Origin of the sequence: Mycobacterium sp. (genome assembly GCF_049683355.1) — a bacterium.
In the GTDB taxonomy this organism is placed as follows: Bacteria; Actinomycetota; Actinomycetes; order Mycobacteriales; family Mycobacteriaceae; genus Mycobacterium.
The window spans coordinates 1-23683 of record NZ_JBAUJB010000306.1; the positions used below are offsets into that span (position 1 = coordinate 1).

Below are 23683 nucleotides of genomic sequence, written 5' to 3' on the forward strand. Positions count from 1 at the left end.
TAGTGCGGGTACGGGTCGGCGCGATGGGCCGGGTCGAGCAGCTGCAGCAGCAGCGACTGCGGTTCTGCGGCGGCGGTCATGTTCTTATTGTGCACATGTCCAAGACGGTGCTGGTCAGGATTGCGACGAGTAGTAGCGGCCCAGCACGTGCTCGCGGAGCTCGTCGAAGCGGTCCGTCGCGATCGAGTCCCGGATGTCGTCGACGAGGCGGATGATGAACCGCTCGTTGTGGATCGTGCACAGTGTCGAGGAGAGGATCTCCTTGGACTTGAACAGATGGTGCAGGTAGGCACGGGTGTAGTTGGCGCAGGTGTAGCAGTCGCAGTCGGCGTCGATCGGGGTGAAGTCCCGGCGGTAGCGCGAACCGGTGATGTTGTACCGGCCCGTCGCCGAGTACACCGCGGCGTTGCGCGCCACCCGGGACGGAGATACGCAGTCGAACGTGTCGGCGCCGGCCTCGACGGCGGCGAACAGGTCGTCGGGCTCGCTGATCCCGAGCAGATGCCGGGGTTTGTCGTCGGGCAGTTCGCTGCTGACCCAGCCGACGATGGTGGCCAGGTTCTGCTTCTCCAGCGCTCCCCCGATGCCGTAACCGGCGAAGTCCAGCCCGGCGAGCCCGCGCGCCGCCTGCCTGCGCAGGTCCTCGTACTGCGCCCCCTGCACCACCCCGAACAGCGCCTGCGGCGGCTTGTCGCTGCGCAGCTCGGACAGCCTGCGGTGCTCGGCCACACACCGCACCGCCCAATCGTGGGTGCGCTGCACCGAGCGTTCCTGGTAACCCCGGGTGTTCACCAGCGTGGTCAGTTCGTCGAACGCGAAGATGATGTCGGCACCGAGCTGGTGCTGGATCCCGATGGACACCTCTGGGGTGAACCGATGGACGGACCCGTTCAGGTGCGACCGGAACGTCACCCCGTCGTCGTCGACGTGGGCGAGGCGTTCCTTTCCCTCGGCGATGATGTCGTCGGTCTGCACCCGGGTGACATCCATCGAGAGCACCTTCTTGAACCCGACGCCCAGCGACATCACCTGGAACCCGCCGCTGTCGGTGTAAGTCGGCCCGGACCAGTTCATGAACGCGCCCAGACCGCCGGCCTCGTCGACGATCTCCGGGCCGGGTTGCAGGTAGAGGTGATAGGCATTTGCCAGAACCGCTTGCGCGCCAAGTTCTCTCATGGTTTCGGGGAGCACCGCCTTCACGGTGGCCTGGGTGCCCACGGCGATGAACGCCGGGGTGCGGATCTCCCCGTGCGGGGTGTGGATCACCCCGGCGCGGCCCAGGCGTCCCGGGAGTTCCGCTTCCACACGAAAAAACGGAACACTGACATTCAGGTCGGCCACGTCGTAGATTCTGCACTGTGATCACACGATGGGCCGTGACGGCCGGGATCGCGGCGGTTGCCCTGACCGCCGCCGGGTGCTCGTCGTCTCAGCCTCCCGTGTACGACCCGCCGCCGGGTGAACTCATCGCGGGAACGGCCCAGGTGACCGTCAACGGCGAGGACATCGGCACCACCGAGTCGGTGCAGTGCAGCGAGGCCGGCCCCCTGACCACGATCACCACCGGCGACGGCGACCAATCCTCCGGCGTCTCGGCATTGCTGGCCAGCGAGGAGGAACTCGTCGTCAAGAACGTCAGCGTCCGCGACCTCGGCGGGTTCACCGGCAGCTTCAACGCCGGACTGGGTGGCGACGCGACGGTGACGATGGACGGGCGCACCTACACCATCGACGGAACGGCCGAGGGTTTCGAGACCGCCAATCCGAGCTTCCGCACGTCAGGGACGTTCAAGATCAAGGTCGCTTGCTAGCGCTAGCAGGCGGTCAAACCGAGCTGCTGACCGCTCCGGCCTGGGCCGATGGATTTCTCGAATAGCCATGTCCGTGCCAGGGCCGCCCACCATACTGCGTGAGATGGTCCGCCGTTGTTGACGGACCACACGACAAAAGGAGAACCCTGGTGAAGCGTGGATTCGTAGTCGCCGTCGGCGGCGCGGCGATCGTCATCGCAGGTCTGTCGGGCTGTTCCTCGGACGAGAAGTCCGGAACGTCGGGCGAAACATCGTCGGCCGCCGCGGCGGAGGGCACCAGCACGGTCACCATCGACGGCCAGGACCAGGAGGTCGCCGGCACGGTCGTCTGCTCGGACATGGGCGGCAACACCAACATCGCGATCGGCGACGCGACAACAGGTATCGGCGCCGTGGTGACCACCGGTGACGATCCCACCGTGCAGTCCGTGGGTCTGGGCAACGTCAACGGTGTCACGCTCGGCTACCAAGCCGGCACCGGACAGGGCGAAGCCACGGCCGAGAAGGATGGCAGCACCTACAAGATCGCCGGAACCGCCACGGGTGTCGACATGGCCAACCCGATGCAGCCGGTGAACAAGCCGTTCGAAATCGAGGTGTCCTGCCCGTAGCGGCCACAGGCCGCCGGCTTGCGTCAGAAAGGCGTGTAGCCGGCGGCCGACTGCCGCAGCTGCCAGATCTGCGCGGGACACAGTTCGTTGACGGCCTGATTGATCAGGTAGCCAGCCTGGTAGTAATCGCTGGTGTGGAAGTCGGCCTTCACCTGGTCGACCAGCTCGGCGTATCCCATCTTGGCCGAGACCCGGTCACAGATGGTCTGGCCGTAGCCGATCGCGGCCTCGGCGTTGGGGAAGTTGTACCCGGGCCTGACGTGGACATTCACCAGGTAGGCGACGGTGTCCGCGCCGGCGGGCGGGGGTGCGACGAGAGCGCCCGCTGCGACCACCCCGGACATCAAACCCACTGACAACGCGCCTACCAGCGATTTCATGGAACAAGACCTTACGCCTCAGCACGACCGCAGGTGGCCGTTCCTCGGGCAATGCGGGCAAACAACGCTCACGACCGTGCCCCTGCGACCTACGCTATGCGCCATGAAGTTGATGGCGACGGCTGCAATCGTCGGTGGTCTGCTCGCCGCGCCCCTGGGCGGGCTCGGCATCGGGGCGGGTACCGCCTCGGCGACGCCGACCACCTGTGACGGCGCCGACTGCGTGCCGTACGTGGACCACGGCGCGCAGTTGGGTGCGCAGTGCAATCAGACCACCCGCTACAACTTCGGCATGGACGCCTCCGGCAACACGCTGGCCTGCAACTCGAAGAGCCAGTGGGTGTCCTTCGCGCCGCTGGTCGGGGTGCGCACCTTGAGGTCGCCGTGCGCGGAACCGTCGGGGGCCGCACAGAGTCCCGACGGGGTGCCGCTCAAGTGCGACGGCGGGGCGTGGAACGCCGACTACTGGGTGATGTTCTACGGCTGAGCCGCAAAGCCGGCATGACTGCGAATCAGAGGTAGCGTCGCCGTCGTCGCGAAACCGGGGGGCGCCTCACAGACCGCCGGGACCGCGTTCAGCACCTGCATCGCGGTGGCCACGTTCGCCGACCGGACATGCTCTTCGATGCTCGCCGCCCACCGTCCACAGGGTTTCGATCTCCACCAGCGGCACCCCATCACGTCGCCCGGTCCAGTTCCACCGCTGGCCGGCCGTGGTCCCGGCGCGCAGCAGATGATCGAAGATCTGGTGATCCTCCTGTGCGGCAACGGCTTCGACGGTCGCAGTGACCTCGTCGAGGCGCGCACCGAGTGAGTCGCCGATGAACCAGACCTGCTCGGCGAAGATGGGGCTGTTGAATGCCAGGAACTCGGTCGCGGTCGGGCTGATCGCTTCGACGGGCTGGCCGAAAGCCATGTTGTCGAACGTGATCCCGGTGCTCTCGTACACCGACCAGTCGGCCCGCTCCTGCAGGGTGATCTTCTCGACGGTGCGGCTCATGCCGGACAGCGCGAGCGGTAGCACCCCGGAGAGGTTGCCGGGGTTGATGCCGCTGCCGTGCACGGAGCTCGCGCCCGCCTCGCACGCCGCGAGCACCCGGTCGCGATCGGCCGCCGACATCCGCTGCGGATGGAACATGAACGCCGTGGTGGCCACGTTCTTGCCGCTTGCCAGCAATGCGCACACATCGTCGACGTTCGCGGTGCGCGGCGTGTAGAGCACACAGTCCGCCTCGAGAGCCAGAACGGCCTCGGCATCGGTGGTCGCCGGAACGCCGATCGGGTCACGACCGGCGAGCGTTGCGATGTCGACGCCGTTCTTGTCCTCGGAGTACACCTTTGCGCCGACGAGCTGCAGATCGTCTCGGTGGTCGAGGACGGCGGTCATCATCTCGGTTCCGACGGCGCCTGGCCCCCACTGGATCACCCGGTACACGCCCCGGACCGTAGCAGGATGGGCGGGGTGACCAATCGAATTCAGGAGCTTCTCGGTGTCGAGTTCCCCGTCGTGCAGGCCCCGATGACCTACATCGCCCGCGCTGAACTCGCGGCGGCGGTGTCCGCGGGCGGCGGGCCAGGCATGATCGAGACGCTGACCCCCGAGGGCCGGGCCGACCTGCTGCGGGTGCGCGACCTCACCGACCGGGCCGTGGGCGCCAACCTGATGATCCAGGGTTGGAAGCGGGGCCCGTCGATCGTCGACGTGCTGGCCTCGGCCGGGGTCCGGCACGTGTTCACCTCCGCCGGGGATCCGGCGCTGTTCACCTCCCGGCTGCATGACGCGGGCATGACCGTCGTGCATGTCGTGGGGCCGTTGATAGGGCGCGATGAAGGCCGCCGACGCGGGTGTGGACGCACTGGTCGTCGAGGGTGTCGAGGGCGGCGGGTTCAAGTCGGCGCTGGGTGCTTCGACGATGGTGCTGCTGCCGCTGGTCGCGGAACGTGTCGGGCTCCCGCTCATCTGTGCGGGCGGGGTGTGTGACGCCCGGTCGGCCGCCGCCGCGGTGGTGCTCGGTGCCGAGGGCGTGCAGATGGGCACCCGCATGCTCGCCAGCGACGAGGCGCTGGTGCACGCGAACTTCAAGGACGCGATCGTCGCGGCCGACGACTCGGGAACCGTGCTGCTCGACATCCCCGGCAACCCGACGATGCGGGTGCTGCGGACCGGGCTGGCCGCCCGACTGAGCGAACACGCCTCCGATGCGCAGCTGCTCGGACGGATCACCGAGCTGTATTTCGCGGGCGACCTGGAAGCCAGCGTGGCCAACACCGGCCAGGTGTCGTCACGGATCACCGAACTCCACCCGGTGGCCGATATCGTCCGGCGCACCTGGTGTGACATCGAAGGCGTCCTGAACGGAGCGCGGTCGCGGCTCGATTGAGTGATCGCCCGATGGGGCACACTCGTGGGCATGGACGTTGACATGGATGGTGACAGGGACGACGCAGGCCCCGACGGCACCCTCGGCCCCAGCGAGTCGCTGGACTCCGACGAGGTCCGCAACAACGACGGCGACACCGTCGTCGATCCGCCCGACGAGTGGATCGAGGCCGAGGAGGACGAGACGCTCGACGAGAGGCTGGTAGCCGAGGTCCCCGACGTGTTGCCCCGCGGCGGGCTCGAGGACGAGCGGCCCACCAGCCGGACATCCGGGCAGATAGACGGCACGCCCGAGGACGGTGACTCGCTCTACTCCGTGGTGGACGAGGACGAGAGGCAGCGCGTCCCCGGGGACGAAGAAGCCGATCACATCATCGAGGACTAGGCGGCGATGGTGAGCGCCAAAAGGGTTCTCTGCTTCGGTGATTCGCTGACCTGGGGCTGGATTCCGGTCGCCGACGGGATGCCCACCGAGAGATATCCGTTCGCGCAGCGCTGGACGGGGGTGCTCGCCGAGCGGCTGGGCGCGGACTGCCTGGTCGTCGAGGAGGGCTTGTCCGCCCGCACCACCAACATCGATGACCCGACCGACCCGCGGCTGAACGGGTCGAAATACCTGCCGTCGGCTCTGGCCAGCCACCTGCCCCTGGATGTGGTGGTCCTGATGCTCGGCACCAACGACACCAAGGCGTACTTCGACCGCACCCCGCTCGACATCGCGTTGGGGATGTCCGTTCTGGTCACCCAGGTGCTCACCAGCGCTGGCGGCGTGGGCACCGCCTACCCCGCCCCGCAGGTGCTGGTGGTCGCGCCACCCCCGCTGCCGCCGATGCCGCATCCGTGGTTCCAGCTGATCTTCGATGGCTCGCAGGAGAAGTCGGCGCGCCTCGCCGAGGTGTACGGCGCGATGGCGTCGTTCGTCAAAGTGCCGTTCCTGGATGCCGGTTCGGTGATCTCGACCGACGGGGTGGACGGTCTGCACTTCACCGAGCAGAACAACCGCGATCTCGGCGAGGCGATCGGCGAGCAGGTCGCCCGCCTTGTGGAGCGGTAGCGGTCTGCCACATGGCCGAACGCGACCGCGACGAATCCGGCCGACCCCGCAACACCCGACCCCGCGACGCGCTGGGCCGGCCCCTGCCACCCGGCAGCTCAGGCGTGCCCCGGATCCCCGACGATCTGGACCTGCCGCCGGCCCGATCCCTCACCTACGCGCAGGATCTGCTGAACCAGGGGCTGGCGTTCAACGCCCACGAAGTGCTCGAGGCGGCCTGGAAGGGCGGGCCCGCCGACGAGAGACCGTTGTGGCAGGGCCTGGCCCAACTCGCGGTCGGTATCACCCACATTCAGCGCGGCAACGTCGACGGTGCGATCACCCTGCTGCGCCGCGCATCCCTGAGCCTGGGTGCGGTGGATCAGCCACGCCCCCACGGCGTGGATGTCGACGGCCTGCTCGAATGGGCCGCTGCGCTGGTGGACGATCTCGCGGCCGGCACCGACATCTCCGCACCCCGCCTGCGACCGGCGCTGACCGTCACGACCGGATGACGACGGGCCCCAGCGCCTCGTAGCGGCGCGCTTCGGCGGCGGGAAGTTCACAACCGGTCACGATCGACTCGAAGTCGGCCACCTTCGCGAAGCGGCAGAAACTGCTCTCCCCGAACTTCGAGTGGGCCGCCACCAGGATCGGCCGCCGCGCGACCCGGACCGCCGTGCTCTTCACGGCCGCGACCGCGGGGTCCGGCGTCGTCAGCCCGTGTTCGAGCGAAATGCCGTTGGTGCCGAGGAAAGCCACGTCGATCACCAGGCTGCCCAGCATGTCCAGCGCCCAGTGATCCACCGTCGCCAGCGTCCTGCCCCGCAACCGGCCGCCCAGCAGCAGCACGGTGACCGAACGGCTGTGTGCGAGCGCCTCGGCGGCCAGCAACGACGACGTCACGATCGTCAGTTCCTGCTCGGACAGTCGCTCGGCGATCAACCGGGGCGTGAAGCCCTCGTCCAGATACACCGTCTCAGCGCCGTGCAACAGTCCCGCCGCCTGCGCCGCCATCCGGTGCTTCTGCGCGAGGTCGACCTGGCTGCGGTACTCGACCCCCGACTCGAACGCCGCGGTCTCCAGCGGGACCGCGCCACCGTGCACCCGCTTGAGCAGCCGGCGGCCGGCCAGCACCTTCAGATCCCGGCGGATGGTCTCGCTCGCGACGTCCAACTCCGTCGCGAGCGAGGCCACCTCCACCCGGCCCCGGGTGCGGGCGAACTCGACGATCCGAGTCTGGCGGGTGTCCGAATCCACCGACGTCACGGTAGTCGGCGACTACTTGTCACCACTGGTGAGGATCGCCTTGATCTCCTCCACCGACTTGGCCTCGCGCAACCGGGCCACGTCCTCGGCCTTCAGGAACACTCCCGCGATCTGGGTGAGCAGCGCCATGTGATCCTTGCCGGCACCGGCGATTCCGACGACGAACTCGGCCGGCTTGCCGTTCCAGTCGATCGGCTCGGCGTACCGGACGAACGACAACCCGGTGCGTCGGATGGTGTCCTTGGCCTCGTTGGTGCCGTGCGGAATCGCCAGGCCGTTGCCCATGTAGGTGGAGATCGACCGTTCGCGCTCGTGCATGGCGTCGACGTAGGCCGACTCGACCGCTCCGGCGACCATCAGCAGTTGGCCGGCCTCGGTGATCGCGTCGGCGGCGTTCTTCGCCGTGCCATTCAGCACGATCGATTCCAGCGCCAGCACATCGGCACCACCGGTGGTCTCCTCGGCCGTGGTCTCCTCGGCCGTGGTCTCCTCGGCCGGGGCCTCCTCGGCTTTTTCCGCGGGTTCTGCACCGCCACCGTTGGTCTGCTCCAACTGTTCGACGATCTCGTCGTATCGCGGGCTGCTCATGAAGTCCTCGACGGACACGTGCGCCGCCGAAGGTGTCTTCTGCCGTGCCCGATCGCTCAGATCCCGGTGTGAGACCACGAGGTCGTAGTTGTCGGTCAGGTTGGAGATCGCGGAGTTGGTGACCTTGATGTCACCGAAGCCGGCTTTCTGGATCTTCCTGCGCAACACCGAGGCGCCCATCGCCGACGAGCCCATGCCGGCGTCACAGGCGAACACGATCGTGGAGATCGGACGCATCACGGTGGCCACGCCACCCCCGCCTGCCAGAGCCGAGGACACGCTGGACTTCTTGCCCTTCATCGCCTCCATGTCGGCGGTGGCGGCGGCCAGGTCCGGGTCGTCGGTCGCCTTGTCGGTCTTCAACAGCAGCGCGGCGACGACGAAGGACACAGCGGCCGCGCCGAACACGGACAACGTCACGCCCAGGTAGCTGTCGCTGGCGGTCTGTGCGTACACGGCGATGATCGATCCGGGCGCGGCGGGTGCCCGCAGCCCCGAGCCGAACAGCACGTTGATGAAGACGCCGGTCATGCCGCCGAGGATGGTCGCGATGATCAGCTTCGGCTTCATCAGCACGTACGGGAAGTAGATCTCGTGGATGCCGCCGAAGAACTGGATGATCGCCGCGCCGGGTGCCGATGCCCGGGCGATGCCGCGACCGAAAAACGTGTACGCCAACAGGAGTCCGAGGCCGGGACCCGGGTTGGCCTCCAGCAGGAACAGGATCGACTTACCCGTCTCCAGCGCCTGGGTGGTGCCCAGCGGTGTCAGCACGCCGTGGTTGATCGCGTTGTTGAGAAACAGCACCTTGGCCGGCTCGATCAGGATCGACGTCAACGGCAACAAGTTGTTCTCGACCAGGAAGTCCACCGCGTTGCCGGCCACGCGGGTGAACGACGACACGATGGGTCCGATTCCGAAGAAGCCGAAGATCGCCAGGATCATCCCGAGGATGCCCGCGGAGAAGTTGTCCACCAGCATCTCGAAGCCGGGGCGGATCTTGCCCTCCCACAGTGCGTCGATTTTCTTCATGCACCAGCCGCCGAGCGGGCCCATGATCATCGCGCCGAGGAACATCGGCACGTCGGCGCCGGTGACCACGCCGATGGTGGCGATCGCACCCACCACCGCTCCGCGGTTGCCGTGGATCATCCGGCCGCCGGTGTAACCGATCAGGATCGGCAGCAGGAAGGTGATCATCGGGCCGACGATTCCGGCGCCGTCGTAGGCACCCCAACCGCCGATCTTGGCCACCCAGCCGTCAGGGTCCCGCAGCGCGGCGAATATGCCCTGCAACCAGCCCTGCTCGATGAAGAGCGCGGTGATCAGGCCCCACGCGATGAAGGCGGCGATGTTGGGCATGACCATGTTCGACAGCGCAGTGCCCAACTTCTGCACATGCACCCGGGCCCCGGTCCGCGGGGTCGCGTCCTGCGGGATGACTGGAGCTGACATCTGGAGTCCTCGATTCTGACGGTGGCCGGTGATGCCAATCACATTCAGTGAACCGCATAACGGGCACGATTACAAGCAAACGGTCATAAACGGTCAGCTGTTTCGGTGGTTTTATGCCCGAATTAGCGCTAGAGTGCTTCAAAGCACACCAACTGCGCACCAGTCTCAGCGTCGTCGACTCGAGAGGATCACCCCCATGAAGGCATTGCGGTTCTACGCACCCGAGGACGTCCGACTGGAAGACGTGCCCGAACCGACCTGCGCTCCCGACGAGGTCAAGCTGCGGGTCCGCAACTGCTCGACGTGCGGCACCGACGTCAAGATCTTCTACAACGGCCACCAGAACCTCACGCCACCGCGCACCATCGGTCATGAGATCGCCGGCGAGGTCGTTGAGGTCGGCGTCGATGTGAACTCGACCTACGGCAGCAACTGGGAGGTGGGCGATCGCGTCCAGGTGATCGCCGCGGTCCCCTGCGGTGAGTGTTATGAGTGCCGGAAGGGCTGGATGGCGGTGTGCCAGAACCAGACCTCGATGGGCTATCAGTACGACGGCGGCTTCGCCGAGTACATGATCGTGCCGCGGCAGGTGCTCAAAGTTGATGGCCTGAACCGTATTCCGGACAACGTCGGCTTCGACGAGGCCTCGGCCGCCGAGCCGTTCGCCTGCGCCATCAACGCTCAGGAACTGCTCGGCATCGAAGAGGGGGACACCGTGGTGGTGTTCGGCGCGGGCCCGATCGGCTGCATGCACATCCGGATCGCGCGCGGCGTCCACAACTGTGGGCCGGTATACCTCGTCGACGTGAACGCGGCCCGGCTGCAGATGTCGGCCGACGCGGTCGCGCCGGAGGAGATCATCAACGGCGCCGAGGTCGACGTCGTCGAGCGGGTCACGGAGCTGACCGGGGGACGCGGCGCCGACGTCGTCATCACCGCAACCGCCGCCAACGTCGCCCAGGAACAGGCCATCTCGATGGCGGCCCGCAACGGCCGCATCTCGTTCTTCGGCGGGCTGCCGAAGACCAACCCCACCATCAGCTGCGACTCGAACGTCGTGCACTACCGCCAGCTGCACATCCACGGCGCCAACGGGTCTGCGCCCGAACACAACAAGCGCGCGCTGGAGTACATCTCCACCGGCCAGGTCCCGGTCAAGGACCTGATCACCCGCCACATCCCGCTGGACGACGTGCTCGAGGCGTTCCGGATCGTCAAGAACGGCGAGGCCATCAAGGTGACCGTGGAGCCGGTCCCCGCGGAGCTCGCGGCAGAAGTCTGACGTCACACCCCCGATGAGTTTCAGTCGGACGGCGCCGAGGTACCCGCTCTGCATGGCTCGACTACGAGCCGCACCCATTTCGACCGAAGGAGGCGCACAAGTGAGCGCTGACGACAAGACCAGCAACAAGATCGACGACCTCGGCGGCAAGGCCAAAGAGGGCCTCGGCAAGGTGACCGGAGACAAGGACACCGAGAACGAAGGCAAGTTCGACCAGGCGAAGTCCAGCATCAAGGACGCCGGCGAGAAGGTCAAGGACGCGTTCAAGAAGTAACCGCGCCACCAACTCGAGTCAGCCCGCCACCCCGCTCGGGGCGGCGGGCTGACTGCTGTCGGTGACGGGTGCATCTCGGTCCGGTGGCGATGCGATGTCACACGGCGACGGGCCGGTGCCGCGCTGCCATCATCGGTCGGGTGCCATCAAGAAGAGCGACTGAGACCGAGAGCAGGCTGGCTGCACGAATGGCGGCGCTCGCCTCGCTCGGTGCTGCGCTGATCCACTTCGCCGCCGCGCACACGCACTGGCAGGAATGGCCACCGTCGGGTCTGTTCTTCGTCTGCCTTGCCACGTTTCAACTGATCTGGGCGCAGCTGGTGCTTGTCCGGACGAGCTCGGCGGTGCTGGCAGCCGGTGTCACGGTCAATGTCGGCGCCATCACACTGTGGGCGCTGTCGCGGACTGCCGGAGCGCCCTTCGGCCCAGGTGCCGGGGAGCCCGAACTGGTGCACGCCGCCGACCTCTGCGCTCTGCTGCTGGAGATCTACGTCGTGATGGGGGCCGGCTGGGTGTGGTACCGACGCCGCCACGGGGAGTCGATCCCGGCGTTCGCGAACACGATCGTCCTCCTCGGCGCCGGCGCTGTGATGGCGCTGGCGTCGACCGTCGGAGTGGCCTCGGGTCTGCAGCACGGCCACCATCCGTCTGCGGTGTCACCGCATGCGAATCATCACCACGGCGACTGACACAGCGCTCCGCATACCGACCCGTGCCGGATCCGCTCCGAGCCGGCATCTCGACCCGACACGGCAGATCCAGCAACCGGCTGGCTTGTTCGCCAGGTCACGGCACCCCGGTATAGGATTCTTCCGCCGGACACAGCGGAAGCCCGCGACGGTCAGTCCGGCCACGGGGGAAATGAGGACAAGGCCATGGGTCGGCACAGCTTGTCGTACATCGCTGCGCAGCAAGCACTGTCAATTGGGACACCACCTGACAGATGCAGCTCGGCATACGTCGGACGGGTGGGACTGTTGGCGGTGGCGCTGGGTATCGGCGCCGCGGTGGCCGGTGGCACCGCGGTTGCCGGTGCTGACACTCCATCCAGCAATGCCGGTGGCGATCGCGCCGAAACGTCTTCGGTGCAGTCCCCGACACGCGAGGACACCGCGAGAGAGTCGACCGCGACCGGCTCGGCCAAACGGGAAGCGACCAATCCCAGGGGGGAGAGCCCGCCAAACGACCCGAACAGCACAAGCGTCGTCACCGACAAACCCTCTCGGGATGAAAGCGATCCCGGTTCCGTGCCGTCGACTTCGCTACAGGGCGCCAAGGGCTCGACGGTCGACGAGGCCGAAATCGACCTGGACGAGCCGGCGGCCGACGAAGAACAGTCTGCTGCCCTGGCGCCTTCGACTCGGGCAGAGGCTGCACCCTCGAGCATCGAGTCCGCCCGAAAGAGGGAGTCTCCCGCAGCGTCGGGGTTGACAGTGCTGGAGGTGCTGCAACCCCCTGGCCCCGAAATCTCGAACACGCGATCATCGACGATCACGGCCGTCGACCCTGCCGTTCCCTCGCCTACGGACCAATTCACGACTGAATACGGCGATATCGGCAAGTGGATGCTGCAGTGGAATGGCGAGATCGCCGACTACGGAGGCCTGCCGTACGAAGGCCGGACGGTGCTGGAACCGGTCAACGTGATCATCGTCGACCAGACTTCGAAGACCACTCTGGGTGCAGCCTGGCGGCTCAACGCCGCGATGCGCCGTGCCGGATTCCCACCCCGCCTCATACACAGCACCGGTTTCCGGGGATACATCGATGATCAGCGATACCGGCAACAGCCACGAGGACTTCTGGTGGGCTACTCCGATGACTTCTTCCTGCTGCCCAACAATCACGGCCGAATCTTCGGGCCGGACCCGATCGAGTCCAGCAGCGGTTTCGTCTGGAGCGGTGCGTTCAGCACCGAGGAACTCGTCTGGACCGGCTTGTTGCCCCGGCACGCGTACGTGTCGTCGAACATGGCCAGAGACGCTCTGGTCGCAGATCTTGTGACCCGCGGCCGGGCACGGCTGGGCGGCACGGTTGAACTGGCCAATGCGTACAACACCGACACCACGACCACCGGCGACCACGACGGTTTTGCCGTGGTGGTGATCCTCAACGACGTCAACCTGTTCGGCGTCCCGATCACCGCTGCGATGCCCGCCGCCGGTGCAACGACGGACAGCCGGATCTGTATGGCAGCAGGGTCTGCCACCTCGGCAGGCTCACCCTGCGCCATGGTCACCGTCGCCGCCGGAACCGGCTCCGGATAGCGGAAAGCCCCGGCCGGAGAGCCGGGGCTTTCTGCGTGGCGGTGGCGGAGGGATTTGAACCCTCGGACGGGGGTTACCCGTCACACGCTTTCGAGGCGTGCTCCTTAGGCCGCTCGGACACGCCACCGCGTGGCAGCTTACCGATGCACCGCCCCACATCCCAAACCGCATCCAAAGTGAACCCAGGGTCGCTGAAGCCACCGAAAGCACAGCCGTGGGTTCACACTCGGCGAAAGTGAGCGTCAACGCTGGCGGGTGAAGAACCCTTCCAGCAGGCCGGCGCACTCCTCGGCCAGCACTCCACCGCGCACCTGGGGCCGGTGCGTCAGCCGGCGGTCACGCACCACATCCCACAGCGATCCCACCGCGCCGGTCTTCGGCTCCCACGCCCCGAAGACCACGCGGGCGACCCGTGCCATCACCAGCGCACCCGCGCACATCGTGCACGGCTCCACGGTGACGGCCAGCGTGGCCCCTTCGAGCCGCCAACCATCGCCGAGCACCTGCGCTGCCGCTCGCAGCGCGAGAATCTCGGCGTGTGCGGTGGGGTCGCCGAGCTTTTCGCGGGCGTTGGCCGCCCGGGCCAACTCGGTTCCGTCGGCGGCGAAGACGACCGCGCCGATCGGCACGTCGCGAGGCCCCACCGCAGCGGCGGCGTCGAGGGCCGCGCGGATCAGGTCGTCGTCGGTCACCGGTTATCGGCGGGTCACCGGCCGAGGCGATCGAGCACCGCGGCCAGTTCGTCGGCGAAACCCATCTCCCTGGCGATCCGCCCGATCTGCTCGTCGGCGTAGAGGTCGTCGCTCTCGTCGCAGATCACTCCGAGCACCGCCTCGGACAGCCCGATGTCGGACAGCACCCGCAGGTCACCCTCCTCGAACGGGTCGGCGCTTTCCAGATCTTCGTCCTGGATGTCGGCGTCGAGCTTCTCCAGCACCTCGGCCGCGATGTCGTAGTCCAGCGCCGCGGTGGCGTCCGACAGCAGCAGCCGGGTCCCCGACGGCGCCGGCCGCACGATCACGAAGAATTCGTCATCGATGTCGAGGATCCCGAAAACCGCTCCGGCGCTGCGCATCTCACACAGCTGCGTCTCGGCGGCGGACAAACTGGTCAGGGCCGCGCGCCGCATCGCAGTACATCGCCAATTGCCGTCCTCCCAGACGACGGCGACACCGAAGCCGTCGGGCACATCCACGGACCTCTTCTGCGGCTGTGCACTCTGCGCTCCCATGGGAGTCACGGTAGTCCCCAGTCATGGCCTTGACCAGCGAGTCCGTCCCTGCCGACATCAGCGCGGCGATCCAGTGTGCCAACCTTGGAGGGTGACGAAGACACCGGTGTGTGTGGTCGGTCTGGGACTGATCGGCGGCTCGGTCATGCGTGCAGCCAAAGCCGCCGGACGTGAGGTGTTCGGCTACAACCGTTCGGTGCAGGGGGTCGAGGCGGCCCGATTCGACGGTTTCGATGCCACCGCTGACCTCGACGAGGCACTGTCACGGGCCGCCGCCTCCAGCGCCCTGATCGTGCTGGCGGTCCCGGTTCCGGCGTTGCCGTCGATGCTGCGCCATGTCCGCGGCACCGCACCGCAGTGCCCGCTGACCGACGTGACCAGCGTCAAGGGCGCGGTGCTGCGGGACGTCGCCGACGCCGGCCTGCTGGAACGGTACGTCGGCGGGCATCCGATGGCAGGTACCGCACACTCGGGATGGCCGGCCGGGGACGCCGGGCTTTTCGTCGGCGCACCCTGGGTGATCAGCGTCGACGATCACGTCGATCCGGGTGTGTGGACCGAGGTGATGACACTGGCCCTGGACTGCCGTGCCGTCGTCGTCCCCGCCCGCTCCGACGAGCACGACACCGCCGCCGCGACGATCTCGCATCTGCCCCACCTGCTCGCCGAAGCGCTCGCCGCCACCACAGGCGAGGTGCCGCTGGCGTTCGCGTTGGCGGCCGGGTCGTTCCGCGACGGCACCAGGGTCGCCGCGACCGCACCGGACCTGGTGCGGGCGATGTGTGAGGCCAACTCCGCGCAGCTGGTGCCGGTGCTCGACGACACGCTGCGACTGCTCGGTGATGCCCGCGACAAGCTGGCGGCCGGCCGGCCGGTCTCGGGGCTCGTCGAAGCCGGTCACGCAGCCCGGATCCGCTATGACAGCTTCAGCCGGCCGCAGATCATCGGCACGGTGATCGGCGCGCCGGGGTGGCGCCACGAACTCGCCGCCGCCGGACGAGCGGGTGGCGTGGTCAGATCCGCGTTGCCAACCCTGGGTAGTCGAGGATGAACCCATCGGCGTCGACTGTGATCTCCCTCTCGGCGACCGGGGAGTGGACTTTGAGGCCTTCGGCGCCCGCGCTGTAGCTGATCGTCGCCACGTCTACCGACAGGTCGGGCACCCGCACGTAGACGATCGGCATGGTGACCGAATCGCCGTCTGCGCGGAACACGCCGGTGCGCCGGATCGGCAGCGCGTTGAAGAACGGGCTGAAGATGACGTCGACGTCGAGCGCGCCGTCGAAGGCTGCCCGGCTGGTCTGACCGGAGTGGTCCTGCACCAGCCACATACTCTCTTCGTCGCGCGCGATCGACAGCTGGCGCTCCCGTTCGGCGAGGGTGACCGTCAGAGACAGCCTCTTCGTCGCTCCGTTCTCGTCGGTGACGAGGTCGTAGGAGGCGCTGAACGCCGGATGCGACGGTGTGGCTGCCGCCACCATCCTGCCGTAGGCCTTGATGCGGTTGCCCGAAAGCTGAACGCGCACCGACTCCATCCGGGGCACGTCGTGTGCCCGCCATGTCAGGATGGCCGGATAGGTCCCAGAGCTCGCATCAGAGCGACCTTCTTCACTCATCCCTCTACCGTATGCGACGGATCCCCTCGTTCGTGGCGGGCTGGCGAACCAGGGTGCGAACTGGCCTGCGAACCGACGCGCGGACGTGATTCCAGCGCGACCTCGTCGCCCAGGAACGGCTGCGGCATGCGCCGCATCCGGCCCAGTCGTCCGGTGCCGGGCATCGACGCCCACACCGCGAACGCCAGCACCGCGTCGAGGATCAGTGCCAGCGCGGTCACCATCAAGGCCCCCACCAACGCGATGTGGAACTCCCGCACCTTGATGCCGTCGATCAGGTACCGGCCCAGACCGCCGAGGCTGGCGTAGGCGGCGATGGTGGCGGTGGCGACGATCTGCAGCGTCGCGGTCCGCAGACCACCGAGGATCAGCGGCAGCGCGTTCGGGGTCTCGACGCGCAGCAGGATCCGCGTCTCCGTCATCCCCATCGATCTGGCGGCATCCACCACCGCCCGGTCCACGTTCGCGATGCCGGAGTACGTGCCGGCGAGCAGTGGCGGGATCCCCAGCAGCATCAGCGCGACGGTCGGCGGCACCAGGCCCAGGCCCCACAGCAGGACCCCGAGCAGCAACACGCCCAGTGTCGGCAGCGCCCGCAGCGCGTTGACGCCGGTGACGACGACGAACGTGCCCCGGCCGGTGTGCCCGATCAGCATGCCGATCGGAACGGCGACCAGCACCGAGAAGAACGTCGCGATGACCGTGTACTCCAGGTGTTCACCGATCCGTGCGCCCAGCCCCGCCGGGCCGGCCCAGTTGGACGCGGTGAAGATGAACGAGAGCGCCTGTTCGAGGAAGTTCACGCCGCGGCCGCCTTCTGCGCTCTGGCCCAAGGCGTCATGGCCTTGCCCGCCAACATGATCAGCGTGTCGATGATGATCGCCAGCACGAAGATCGCGATGATGCCCGCGATGATCTGGTCGCTCTTGTTGGACTGGTAGCCCTCGGTGAACCAGATTCCCAATCCGCCGATTCCGATGACCGAACCGACGGCGACCATCGAGATGTTGGTGACGGCGACCACCCGGAGGCTGGCGATCAGCACGGGAATGGCCAGCGGCAGCTCGACTTTCAGCATCCGGATCAGGGGACGGTAGCCGACGGCGGTGGCGGCGTCGCGGACCGGTTCGGGAACGGCGTCCAGGGCCTCGGGCACCGCGCGCACCAGAAGCGCTGTCGTGTAGAGCGTCAGCGCGACGATGACGTTGGCCTCGTCGAGGATGCGGGTCGGGATGATCAGCGGCAGCACGACGAACAGCGCCAGCGACGGGATCGTGAAGATGATGCTCGCGGTGACGGTCGTCATCCTGCGCAGCGTCTTGGTGCGCTGCACCAGCGCGCCGAGTGGCACGGCAATCAGCAGCCCGAGCACGATCGGGACAAGCGAGAGCCGCAGGTGGATGACCGTCAGCTCCCACCCGTCGTCCAGGTTGCTCAGCAGATAGTTCACGGCGCCCGCTGCTTTTTCAGCGCGTCGATCACGTCGTCGGCGAGCACGCCACCGATCGGCTTGCCCGCGGCGTCCACGGCCACCCCGAGTCCGGAGGGCGAGGACAGCGCGGCGTCGAGCGCCTGACGCAGCGAGTCTTCCGGGCGGAACAGAGATCCGCCCGCGGTTGTGCTGTCGTACAACGACTTGCCTGACCGATGCAGCGCCACGCCGGTGCCGTCGATCCATGCGTACGGGGCGCCGTCGGGTCTGGTCACCAGCACCCACTCCCCGTCGCCGAGCTCGAGTGCGTCGACTCCGGCCTCGTCCGTCGCCCGGATCTCATGCATCGGAAGGCCGGTGGCGTGACGGAACTGCAGCCCGCGGTAGCCGCGGTCGGCGCCGATGAACCCGGCAACGAAGTCGTTTGCCGGGTTGGACAGCAGGCGCTGCGGCTCGTCGTACTGTTGCAGCACGCCGCCACGGCCGAACACCGCGACGGTGTCGCCGATCTTGATCGCTTCTTCGATGTCGTGGGTGACGAACACGATGGTTTTGTGCAATTCGCTTTGCAGGCGCAGGATCTCGGTCTGCAGCTCTTCGCGCACCACTGGGTCGACGGCGCTGAACGGCTCGTCCATCAGCAGAATCGGCGGGTCGGCGGCCAGCGCGCGCGCCACCCCGACCCGCTGCTGCTGACCGCCCGACAGTTGCGCCGGGTAGCGGTCGGCGAGCTTCAGGTCCAAGCCGACCCGTTCGAGCACCCCCAGCGCCGCTTTGCGCGCCGAGCGTCGCGACTCACCTTTGAGCACGGGCACCGTCGCGACGTTGTCGATGACCCGCAGGTGCGGCATCAGCCCGGCGCTCTGGATGACATATCCGATGCCGAGGCGCAGCTTGACCGGATCGACCTTGCTGACGTCCTCGCCGTTGACCGTCAACGTGCCCGAGGTCGGCTTGATCATCCGGTTGATCATCCGCATCGAGGTCGTCTTGCCGCAACCCGACGGGCCGACGAAGACCACGAGGTTCCCGTCGGGCACGATCAGGTCGAGGTCGTCGACGGCTACCGTGCCGTCAGGGTACTGCTTTGTGACACCGGCGAATTCGATCATCGATATCCTCTGCTGCTCACGGCTGGAGCGGTTTGTCGAAGCCCTTGTCCCGTACCCAGTTCTCTGCGGCCTCGTCCGGGTTGATCCCGGCGTTGCCCGATGTCTGTGTGTTCAGCGCGATGAGGTCCTCGGTGGTCAGCTCTGCCGAGACCGCGTCGAGGACGGTCTTGAGTTCGTCGGACTTCTTCTGCGAGCTGACCAGCGGCACCACGTTGGCGGCCAGGAAGTTGTTCTTCGGATCCTCAAGCACCACCAGGTTGTTCTCCTGGATCGCGGGCGACGTACTGAAGATGTTGGCAGCGGTCACCGTTCCGTCGGTGAGTGCCCGCACGGTCGCCGGTCCCCCGCCGTCGCTGATCGCAATGAAGTTGCTCGGCGTCACATCCAGTCCGTACTTCTCCCGCAGCCCGGGGATGCCCTCGGCGCGGTTGAGGAACTCCGACGGTCCACCGAACTTGACCTCGGCGGAGTGCGCCGCGAGGTCGCCGATCGTCGTGAGGTCCCAGCGCTGCGCGGTCTGCTCGCTGACCGCGACGGTGTCCTTGTCCTCGGCCGGTGACGGAACGAGGATGGACAGGTCCCCGGGCAGCGTTCGGAACAGCGCCAGCAGCACGTCATCCGGGGTGGTGACCGTGGTCTCGGGGTCGAAGTACTGCAACAGGTTCCCGGTGTACTCGGGGATCAGGTCGATCGAGTGGTCCTGCACCGCAGGGATGTAGGTCTCCCGACTGCCGATGCCGAATTGCCTGCCCACCGTGAAGCCGTTGGCCTCCAGTGCCTGCGCGTAGATCTCGGCGATGATCTTGGATTCCGGGAAGTCGGCCGATCCGACCACGATCGATTTCAGATCACCGGAGACCTCGCCACCACCCAGCGGGTTGGAACTGCCACACCCGGTGAGGGCGGCCGTCAATGCCGCCAGGGCCACTGACGCCGCGAACATCCGGAACCGCATTTTCGGTCGGGAACTTCTCACTCGGGCGTCCTTTCGCCTCGGCAGAACTTTCGTGACCATAACTCCATCGGCGTGGAGGTTTCATTCGAAGGGCAAAAGGGTAAAACTGGAGGTATGTCCAGCGAACCGTTCGCGTCGGCCGATCCGCCGCCTGCAGGATCCCATCCGGACCAGCCGGCAACCGGTCACACCTCACCGCCCGAGTCGGCGGTGAAGTTCACCAGGGCCGCCGCCATGTGGGTGTCGCTCATACTGGGCTTCCTGGTCCTGATCGTGCTGCTGATCTTCATCGCACAGAACACCGACTCGGCGGAGTTCGCCTTCCTCGGCTGGCACTGGTCGCTGCCGTTGGGCGTGGCGATCCTGTTCGCGGCGGTGGCCGGCGGGCTGCTGACCGTGGCAGTGGGCGCGGTGCGCATCCACCAGTTGCGCCGCGCGGCGAAGACGAACCTCAAGGCCGGACTGTAGCGGTCACCGAATCGACACCAGCTGTTCGACCGAGTCCCGCGGCAGCTCGCCGTCGACCGTCGCCGTCACCGTCATGTTGTTCAGCGTGATGGCGCCGTTGTGGTTGTCCAGGAACGCGGTGTCCGCCGCATCGCGGCCTGTCGCGATCCGCACCAACGACTGTCGCGGCGCCAGGCAGGTGGCGTCGACCACCCGCCACCGTCCGTCGATGAACGCCTCGGCCACCGCGTGGAAATCCATCGGCTGACAACCGGGCGCGTACACCGAGACCAGCCGGGCGGGCACGTTCACCGCGCGCAGCAGCGCGATCACCAGATGCGCGTAGTCGCGGCACACCCCGGCGCCGGCCAGGACGGTGTCGGCAGCACCGTCGATCGGGTCGCTGGACCCGGGCACGTAGCTCAACCGGGTGCCCACCCAGGACGACACCTTCTCCAGCAGCGTGGCGGTGTCCGCGAAGTCACCGAACTCGGTTGCGGCGAAACCGAAGAACTTGTCAGCCTCGGCGTAGCGGCTTGGCCGCAGATAAGTGGACAGGTCGATATCGCGCAGCGGCGCCGGCTCGGCATGCCCGAGGACGGTGGCCGAATACCGCACCTCTAGGGTGCCCACCGGGGCGTCGAACTTGTGGATCCGGTTGCCGTGCTCACCGGAGATCTCCTGGACCCCCGACGGTCCGGTCGCCGGAATCTCCTTGCCGTCCAACACGAAAGAAAGCGACTCGGTGACCTCGGCACCCGGTTGCGGAGCCACCGCGATCTGGAACTCGAGTGTGGTCGGCGCGGTGATTTCCACGTCCAACTCCGCAGCGACATCACGCTTCATGGCGCACGCCTTCTTCCGATTCGGGGGAATAGTCTCACGGCGCTTCTTCGGGCCACGCGACTCTCTACCCACGAAGACTAGGAGCGAAACGTCAGGAAAGCTCGGTGAGTCCCGCGGCGATCAGCGGCGCGACCGCCTCCGCCACCTTGTCGGTGTCGTCGGTGACCCCGCTCTCGCGGGCCCGGTAGGCGATTCCGGCCCCGATGATGGCGAGCTTGAAGTAGGCCAATGCCATGTAGAAATCCCAGTGGTCCAGTTCGTGGCCGGCCGCTTTGGCGTACTTCTCGGCGAGCACGTCGGCCGGTGGGATCAGCTCGCTGGCCCACGCGGCGTCGGCGTGCACGAGGTGGAAGGTCGGGTGCCGGTACACGCACATCAGGGCGGCGTCGCTGAGCGGGTCGCCGAGCGTCGACATCTCCCAGTCCAGCACCGCGACCACTTGGGTCGGGTCCTCGGCATCGAGGATGGTGTTGTCGATGCGGTAGTCACCGTGCACGATGGCCGACCGGCTCTGCGGGGGCAGGGCCTCGCCGAGCTTGGCGTGCAGCCTGCGGACATCGTCGTCACACGGGTCGTCGTCGCGCCTGACCAGGTCCCACTGCGACCCCCAGCGCCGCACCTGGCGCTCGAGATAGCCGCTGGGCCTGCCGAAATCGCCGAGCCCGACGGCGTCCGGATCCACCGCGTGCAGGTCGGCGAGCACGGCGATCAGCGAGTCGACGCAGGCTTCGATGGTGGCCTTGTCCCCGAGCGCCTCGAGTTGTTCGGTGTGACGCACCACTCGGCCGGGCACGTACTCCACCATCTGAAACGGCGCACCCAGCACGGAGTCGTCGTTGCGCATCGTCACCGCGCGGGCAACCGGCACCGGCGTCCCGGCCAGTGCCGCAACCACCTTGTACTCGCGAGCCATGTCGTGCGCGGACGGTGTGAGGCCGTGCAGCGGAGGACGACGCAGCACCCACCGCGACGCTTCGTCGGACACCAGGAAGGTCAGGTTGGACCGACCGCCGGAGACCAGTTCCGCGCGCAACTCTCCGGTGCGCGGGATCCCGGTCTCGCGCAGGTGTCGATCCAGTGCGGCCAGATCGAGGCCATCGAGATCAGTCACCGGACTTGTCTACCACCTGCGGCTGTCTGCTCTTCGCGCGAGCGCTCATCGCTGGTTTCTGGGGAGTAGGTCCCATACGTGTTCGGTGGCGTTGACCCCGGCGACCGCGAGGCGGCCGGTGCGCGACGACAGCAGCCGGGTCACCGACGCGTAGTCGACATGGAACGACAGCAGCCGCTCGGTGCCCAGGATCTGGTGCAGCAGCACGTTGATCACGCCGCCGTGGCTGAACACCGCGACGGTGTCGTCGTGGTCGGCGCCGGCGACGAGGTCCGCGACGGCCGCGTTGACGCGTCCAAGGAACTCGGCCTCGTCGACACCGCTGGGCAGCTTTCCGTTGATCAGCCGCTCCAGCTCTGCTGGGTTCTCCTTCGCGATCTGCTCCACCGGGATGTAGTGGGCGAGGTCGCGGTCATACTCGGCGAGGCGCTCGTCGACCTCGACCCGCACCCCCAGCGTGTCGGCCAGCGGCTGTGCGGTCTCGATGGCGCGCACCTGGGGGCTGCTGACCACCCGCTGGATCGGGAACCGGGCCAGGGCGGCGGGCAACCTGCCCGCCTGGTCGGCGCCTTCGGCGGACAGATGTGGATCGGAACCCTGCCCGGGTTCGCTGCGTAGCGGTAGCGCATGTCGGACCAGAAGCAATTGCACCGTGACACCATATGGCCCGTGGACGGATTTGCAGATCAGCTGTTCGACCTGACCGACCGGGTGGCGCTGATCACCGGCGGCAGCCGCGGACTCGGCCGCGAGATGGCATTCGCCGCCGCGCGGTGCGGTGCCGACGTCATCATCGCAAGCCGCAAGTACGACGCCTGCGTGGCCACCGCCGAGGAGATCAGCGCAGCGACCGGCCGGACCGCGTTCCCGTATCAGGTGCACGTCGGGCACTGGGACGAGCTCGACGGGCTGGTCGACGCCTGCTATGACCGGTTCGGACGGGTCGACGTGCTGGTCAACAACGCCGGCATGTCACCGCTCTACGACAAGCTCACCGACGTCACCGAGAGGCTGTTCGACGCGGTGATGAACCTCAACCTGAAGGGTCCGTTCCGGTTGTCGGCACTGGTCGGGGAACGGATGGTCGCTGCCGGCGGTGGGTCGATCATCAATGTCAGCACGCACGGTTCGCTGCGGCCGGAGCCATTCTTCCTGCCCTACGCCGCATCAAAGGCCGGGCTGAACACTCTGACCGAGGGCCTGGCGAGGGCGTTCGGTCCGACGGTGCGGGTGAACACGTTGATGCCCGGACCGTTCCTCACCGACGTCAGCAAGGCCTGGAACTTCGATGACACTGCCACCCCCTTTGCGCGCAGCGCGTTGCAACGTGCGGGGGATCCCCGCGAAATCGTCGGCGCCGCACTGTTTCTGATGTCAGACGCGTCGAGCTTCACCACCGGTTCAATCCTGCGGGCAGACGGCGGGGCGTGACCGGCCAAGCTAATTGGTAGTCGGCGGTGGTGGTTGGTAGGGGGTGTACCACTTCCATTGGGCGCGTTCGCCGGTCGGTCCTCGGTAGGGGGCGACGGCCGGGGGTGGTGTGGTCGGTGGTCGTGCCAGTGATCCCGAACTGAGTTCCTGGC

Annotated in this window: 26 protein-coding genes, 1 tRNA gene and 4 pseudogenes; 14 read left to right on the forward strand and 17 right to left on the reverse strand. The window is 67.3% G+C overall.

The features are described from left to right. Window positions 1–114: 114 nt before the first annotated feature. The gene (gene tgt / locus WA944_RS17630; RefSeq protein ID WP_526647192.1) at window positions 115–1305 is read right to left on the reverse strand and encodes a tRNA guanosine(34) transglycosylase Tgt; all 1191 of its coding nucleotides are present in this window, start codon (window positions 1303–1305) and stop codon (window positions 115–117) included. A 53-nt stretch (window positions 1306–1358) separates the two neighbouring features. Here tgt and WA944_RS17635 point away from each other — a divergent pair, with 53 nt between their 5' ends. Both WA944_RS17635 and WA944_RS17640 read left to right on the forward strand, forming a co-directional pair. Continuing rightward, window positions 1359–1811 (forward strand): lipoprotein LpqH, encoded by a 453-nt coding sequence (locus tag WA944_RS17635; RefSeq protein ID WP_526370877.1) that lies wholly within the window; start codon window positions 1359–1361, stop codon window positions 1809–1811. Window positions 1812–1960: 149 nt separating this feature from the next. Next, window positions 1961–2422 (forward strand): lipoprotein LpqH, encoded by a 462-nt coding sequence (locus tag WA944_RS17640; protein ID WP_526370875.1) that lies wholly within the window; start codon window positions 1961–1963, stop codon window positions 2420–2422. Window positions 2423–2445: 23 nt separating this feature from the next. Here WA944_RS17640 and WA944_RS17645 read toward each other — a convergent pair whose 3' ends face one another. Beyond that, window positions 2446–2802: a DUF732 domain-containing protein gene (locus tag WA944_RS17645; protein ID WP_163886734.1), complete on the reverse strand. Its 357-nt coding sequence runs from the start codon at window positions 2800–2802 to the stop codon at window positions 2446–2448. Between the two features lie 103 nt (window positions 2803–2905). Between WA944_RS17645 and WA944_RS17650 the strand changes: the two genes are divergently transcribed. Further along, window positions 2906–3289 (forward strand): hypothetical protein, encoded by a 384-nt coding sequence (locus tag WA944_RS17650; RefSeq protein ID WP_526370873.1) that lies wholly within the window; start codon window positions 2906–2908, stop codon window positions 3287–3289. On the opposite strand, the pseudogene WA944_RS17655 reads toward WA944_RS17650, so the two are convergent. Next, window positions 3280–4192, reverse strand: a pseudogene (locus WA944_RS17655) (NAD(P)H-dependent amine dehydrogenase family protein). The gene WA944_RS17650 and the pseudogene WA944_RS17655 overlap by 10 nt on opposite strands. A 72-nt stretch (window positions 4193–4264) precedes the next feature. Between WA944_RS17655 and WA944_RS17660 the strand changes: the two are divergent. From WA944_RS17660 to WA944_RS17675, 4 genes and pseudogenes are all read left to right on the forward strand, one after another. Next, a pseudogene (locus WA944_RS17660) lies at window positions 4265–5183 on the forward strand (NAD(P)H-dependent flavin oxidoreductase). A 42-nt stretch (window positions 5184–5225) separates the two neighbouring features. Beyond that, window positions 5226–5567, forward strand: a complete 342-nt coding sequence (locus WA944_RS17665; RefSeq protein WP_526370879.1) for a hypothetical protein — start codon at window positions 5226–5228, stop codon at window positions 5565–5567. 6 nt (window positions 5568–5573) lie between these two features. Beyond that, on the forward strand, window positions 5574–6236 hold the full coding sequence (locus WA944_RS17670) for an SGNH/GDSL hydrolase family protein (protein WP_526370871.1): 663 nt from the start codon (window positions 5574–5576) through the stop codon (window positions 6234–6236). 11 nt (window positions 6237–6247) lie between these two features. Next, window positions 6248–6730: a DUF309 domain-containing protein gene (locus tag WA944_RS17675; protein ID WP_526370869.1), complete on the forward strand. Its 483-nt coding sequence runs from the start codon at window positions 6248–6250 to the stop codon at window positions 6728–6730. Here the strand turns inward: WA944_RS17675 and WA944_RS17680 are convergent. Both WA944_RS17680 and WA944_RS17685 read right to left on the reverse strand, forming a co-directional pair. After that, a complete protein-coding gene (locus WA944_RS17680; RefSeq protein WP_526608167.1) occupies window positions 6717–7475 on the reverse strand; it encodes a DeoR/GlpR family DNA-binding transcription regulator in 759 nt (252 codons plus the stop codon). The genes WA944_RS17675 and WA944_RS17680 overlap by 14 nt on opposite strands. Before the next feature lie 21 nt (window positions 7476–7496). Beyond that, window positions 7497–9527 (reverse strand): PTS mannitol transporter subunit IICBA, encoded by a 2031-nt coding sequence (locus WA944_RS17685; RefSeq protein WP_526608164.1) that lies wholly within the window; start codon window positions 9525–9527, stop codon window positions 7497–7499. A gap of 196 nt (window positions 9528–9723) precedes the next feature. On the opposite strand from WA944_RS17685, the gene WA944_RS17690 reads away from it, so the two are divergent. From WA944_RS17690 to WA944_RS17705, 4 genes and pseudogenes are all read left to right on the forward strand, one after another. Further along, window positions 9724–10809, forward strand: coding sequence for a zinc-dependent dehydrogenase (locus tag WA944_RS17690; protein WP_526370863.1), 1086 nt, complete (start codon window positions 9724–9726; stop codon window positions 10807–10809). A 100-nt stretch (window positions 10810–10909) separates the two neighbouring features. Further along, complete coding sequence (locus WA944_RS17695; RefSeq protein WP_163886748.1) at window positions 10910–11083, forward strand: CsbD family protein; 174 nt, start codon at window positions 10910–10912, stop codon at window positions 11081–11083. An 89-nt stretch (window positions 11084–11172) separates the two neighbouring features. Continuing rightward, window positions 11173–11766, forward strand: a pseudogene (locus WA944_RS17700) (hypothetical protein); the annotation flags it as partial. Window positions 11767–12051: 285 nt separating this feature from the next. Then, on the forward strand, window positions 12052–13350 hold the full coding sequence (locus WA944_RS17705; RefSeq protein ID WP_526647191.1) for a hypothetical protein: 1299 nt from the start codon (window positions 12052–12054) through the stop codon (window positions 13348–13350). Window positions 13351–13386: 36 nt separating this feature from the next. Here the strand turns inward: WA944_RS17705 and WA944_RS17710 are convergent. The 3 genes from WA944_RS17710 to WA944_RS17720 all read right to left on the reverse strand — a co-directional run bounded on the left by WA944_RS17710 (window position 13387) and on the right by WA944_RS17720 (window position 14581). Then, window positions 13387–13477, reverse strand: a tRNA-Ser gene (locus WA944_RS17710). 115 nt (window positions 13478–13592) lie between these two features. Further along, on the reverse strand, window positions 13593–14042 hold the full coding sequence (locus tag WA944_RS17715; RefSeq protein ID WP_526373194.1) for a nucleoside deaminase: 450 nt from the start codon (window positions 14040–14042) through the stop codon (window positions 13593–13595). A 14-nt stretch (window positions 14043–14056) separates the two neighbouring features. Continuing rightward, entirely contained in the window at window positions 14057–14581 is a 525-nt protein-coding gene (locus WA944_RS17720; RefSeq protein ID WP_526373196.1) for a tRNA adenosine deaminase-associated protein, read from the reverse strand. On the opposite strand from WA944_RS17720, the gene WA944_RS17725 reads away from it, so the two are divergent. After that, the gene (locus WA944_RS17725) at window positions 14580–15632 is read left to right on the forward strand and encodes a prephenate dehydrogenase (protein WP_526608709.1); all 1053 of its coding nucleotides are present in this window, start codon (window positions 14580–14582) and stop codon (window positions 15630–15632) included. The genes WA944_RS17720 and WA944_RS17725 overlap by 2 nt on opposite strands. On the opposite strand, the gene WA944_RS17730 is transcribed toward WA944_RS17725, so the two are convergent. Genes WA944_RS17730 through WA944_RS17750 form a run of 5 tightly spaced genes read right to left on the reverse strand, consistent with a single transcriptional unit; the run spans window position 15595 to window position 19684 of the window. Continuing rightward, on the reverse strand, window positions 15595–16197 hold the full coding sequence (locus WA944_RS17730; protein ID WP_526373199.1) for a putative glycolipid-binding domain-containing protein: 603 nt from the start codon (window positions 16195–16197) through the stop codon (window positions 15595–15597). The genes WA944_RS17725 and WA944_RS17730 overlap by 38 nt on opposite strands. Beyond that, entirely contained in the window at window positions 16194–17000 is an 807-nt protein-coding gene (locus WA944_RS17735; protein WP_526373201.1) for an ABC transporter permease, read from the reverse strand. The genes WA944_RS17730 and WA944_RS17735 overlap by 4 nt, the downstream gene beginning before the upstream one ends. Then, window positions 16997–17647 carry an ABC transporter permease gene (locus tag WA944_RS17740; RefSeq protein WP_526373203.1) on the reverse strand — a complete coding sequence of 217 codons (651 nt, stop codon included), beginning with the start codon at window positions 17645–17647 and terminating at the stop codon, window positions 16997–16999. Before WA944_RS17740 ends, WA944_RS17735 begins: the two co-directional genes overlap by 4 nt. Beyond that, entirely contained in the window at window positions 17644–18741 is a 1098-nt protein-coding gene (locus WA944_RS17745; protein WP_526373205.1) for an ABC transporter ATP-binding protein, read from the reverse strand. The genes WA944_RS17740 and WA944_RS17745 overlap by 4 nt, the downstream gene beginning before the upstream one ends. 16 nt (window positions 18742–18757) lie before the next feature. Beyond that, on the reverse strand, window positions 18758–19684 hold the full coding sequence (locus WA944_RS17750) for an ABC transporter substrate-binding protein (protein WP_526373207.1): 927 nt from the start codon (window positions 19682–19684) through the stop codon (window positions 18758–18760). A 126-nt stretch (window positions 19685–19810) separates the two neighbouring features. Here WA944_RS17750 and WA944_RS17755 point away from each other — a divergent pair, with 126 nt between their 5' ends. Next, a complete protein-coding gene (locus WA944_RS17755) occupies window positions 19811–20164 on the forward strand; it encodes a LapA family protein (protein ID WP_526373209.1) in 354 nt (117 codons plus the stop codon). A 3-nt stretch (window positions 20165–20167) separates the two neighbouring features. Here the strand turns inward: WA944_RS17755 and WA944_RS17760 are convergent, their stop codons facing one another. The 3 genes from WA944_RS17760 to WA944_RS17770 all read right to left on the reverse strand — a co-directional run bounded on the left by WA944_RS17760 (window position 20168) and on the right by WA944_RS17770 (window position 22751). Continuing rightward, the gene (locus WA944_RS17760) at window positions 20168–20989 is read right to left on the reverse strand and encodes a transglutaminase-like domain-containing protein (RefSeq protein ID WP_526373211.1); all 822 of its coding nucleotides are present in this window, start codon (window positions 20987–20989) and stop codon (window positions 20168–20170) included. A 91-nt stretch (window positions 20990–21080) separates the two neighbouring features. Further along, window positions 21081–22100, reverse strand: coding sequence for a phosphotransferase family protein (locus WA944_RS17765; RefSeq protein WP_526373107.1), 1020 nt, complete (start codon window positions 22098–22100; stop codon window positions 21081–21083). 45 nt (window positions 22101–22145) lie between these two features. Next, complete coding sequence (locus WA944_RS17770) at window positions 22146–22751, reverse strand: histidine phosphatase family protein (RefSeq protein WP_526373109.1); 606 nt, start codon at window positions 22749–22751, stop codon at window positions 22146–22148. Between WA944_RS17770 and WA944_RS17775 the strand changes: the two genes are divergently transcribed. After that, window positions 22728–23531 (forward strand): SDR family NAD(P)-dependent oxidoreductase, encoded by an 804-nt coding sequence (locus tag WA944_RS17775; protein WP_526373110.1) that lies wholly within the window; start codon window positions 22728–22730, stop codon window positions 23529–23531. The genes WA944_RS17770 and WA944_RS17775 overlap by 24 nt on opposite strands. Window positions 23532–23540: 9 nt before the next feature. Here WA944_RS17775 and WA944_RS17780 read toward each other — a convergent pair. Continuing rightward, window positions 23541–23683: pseudogene (locus tag WA944_RS17780) on the reverse strand (HNH endonuclease); the annotation flags it as partial.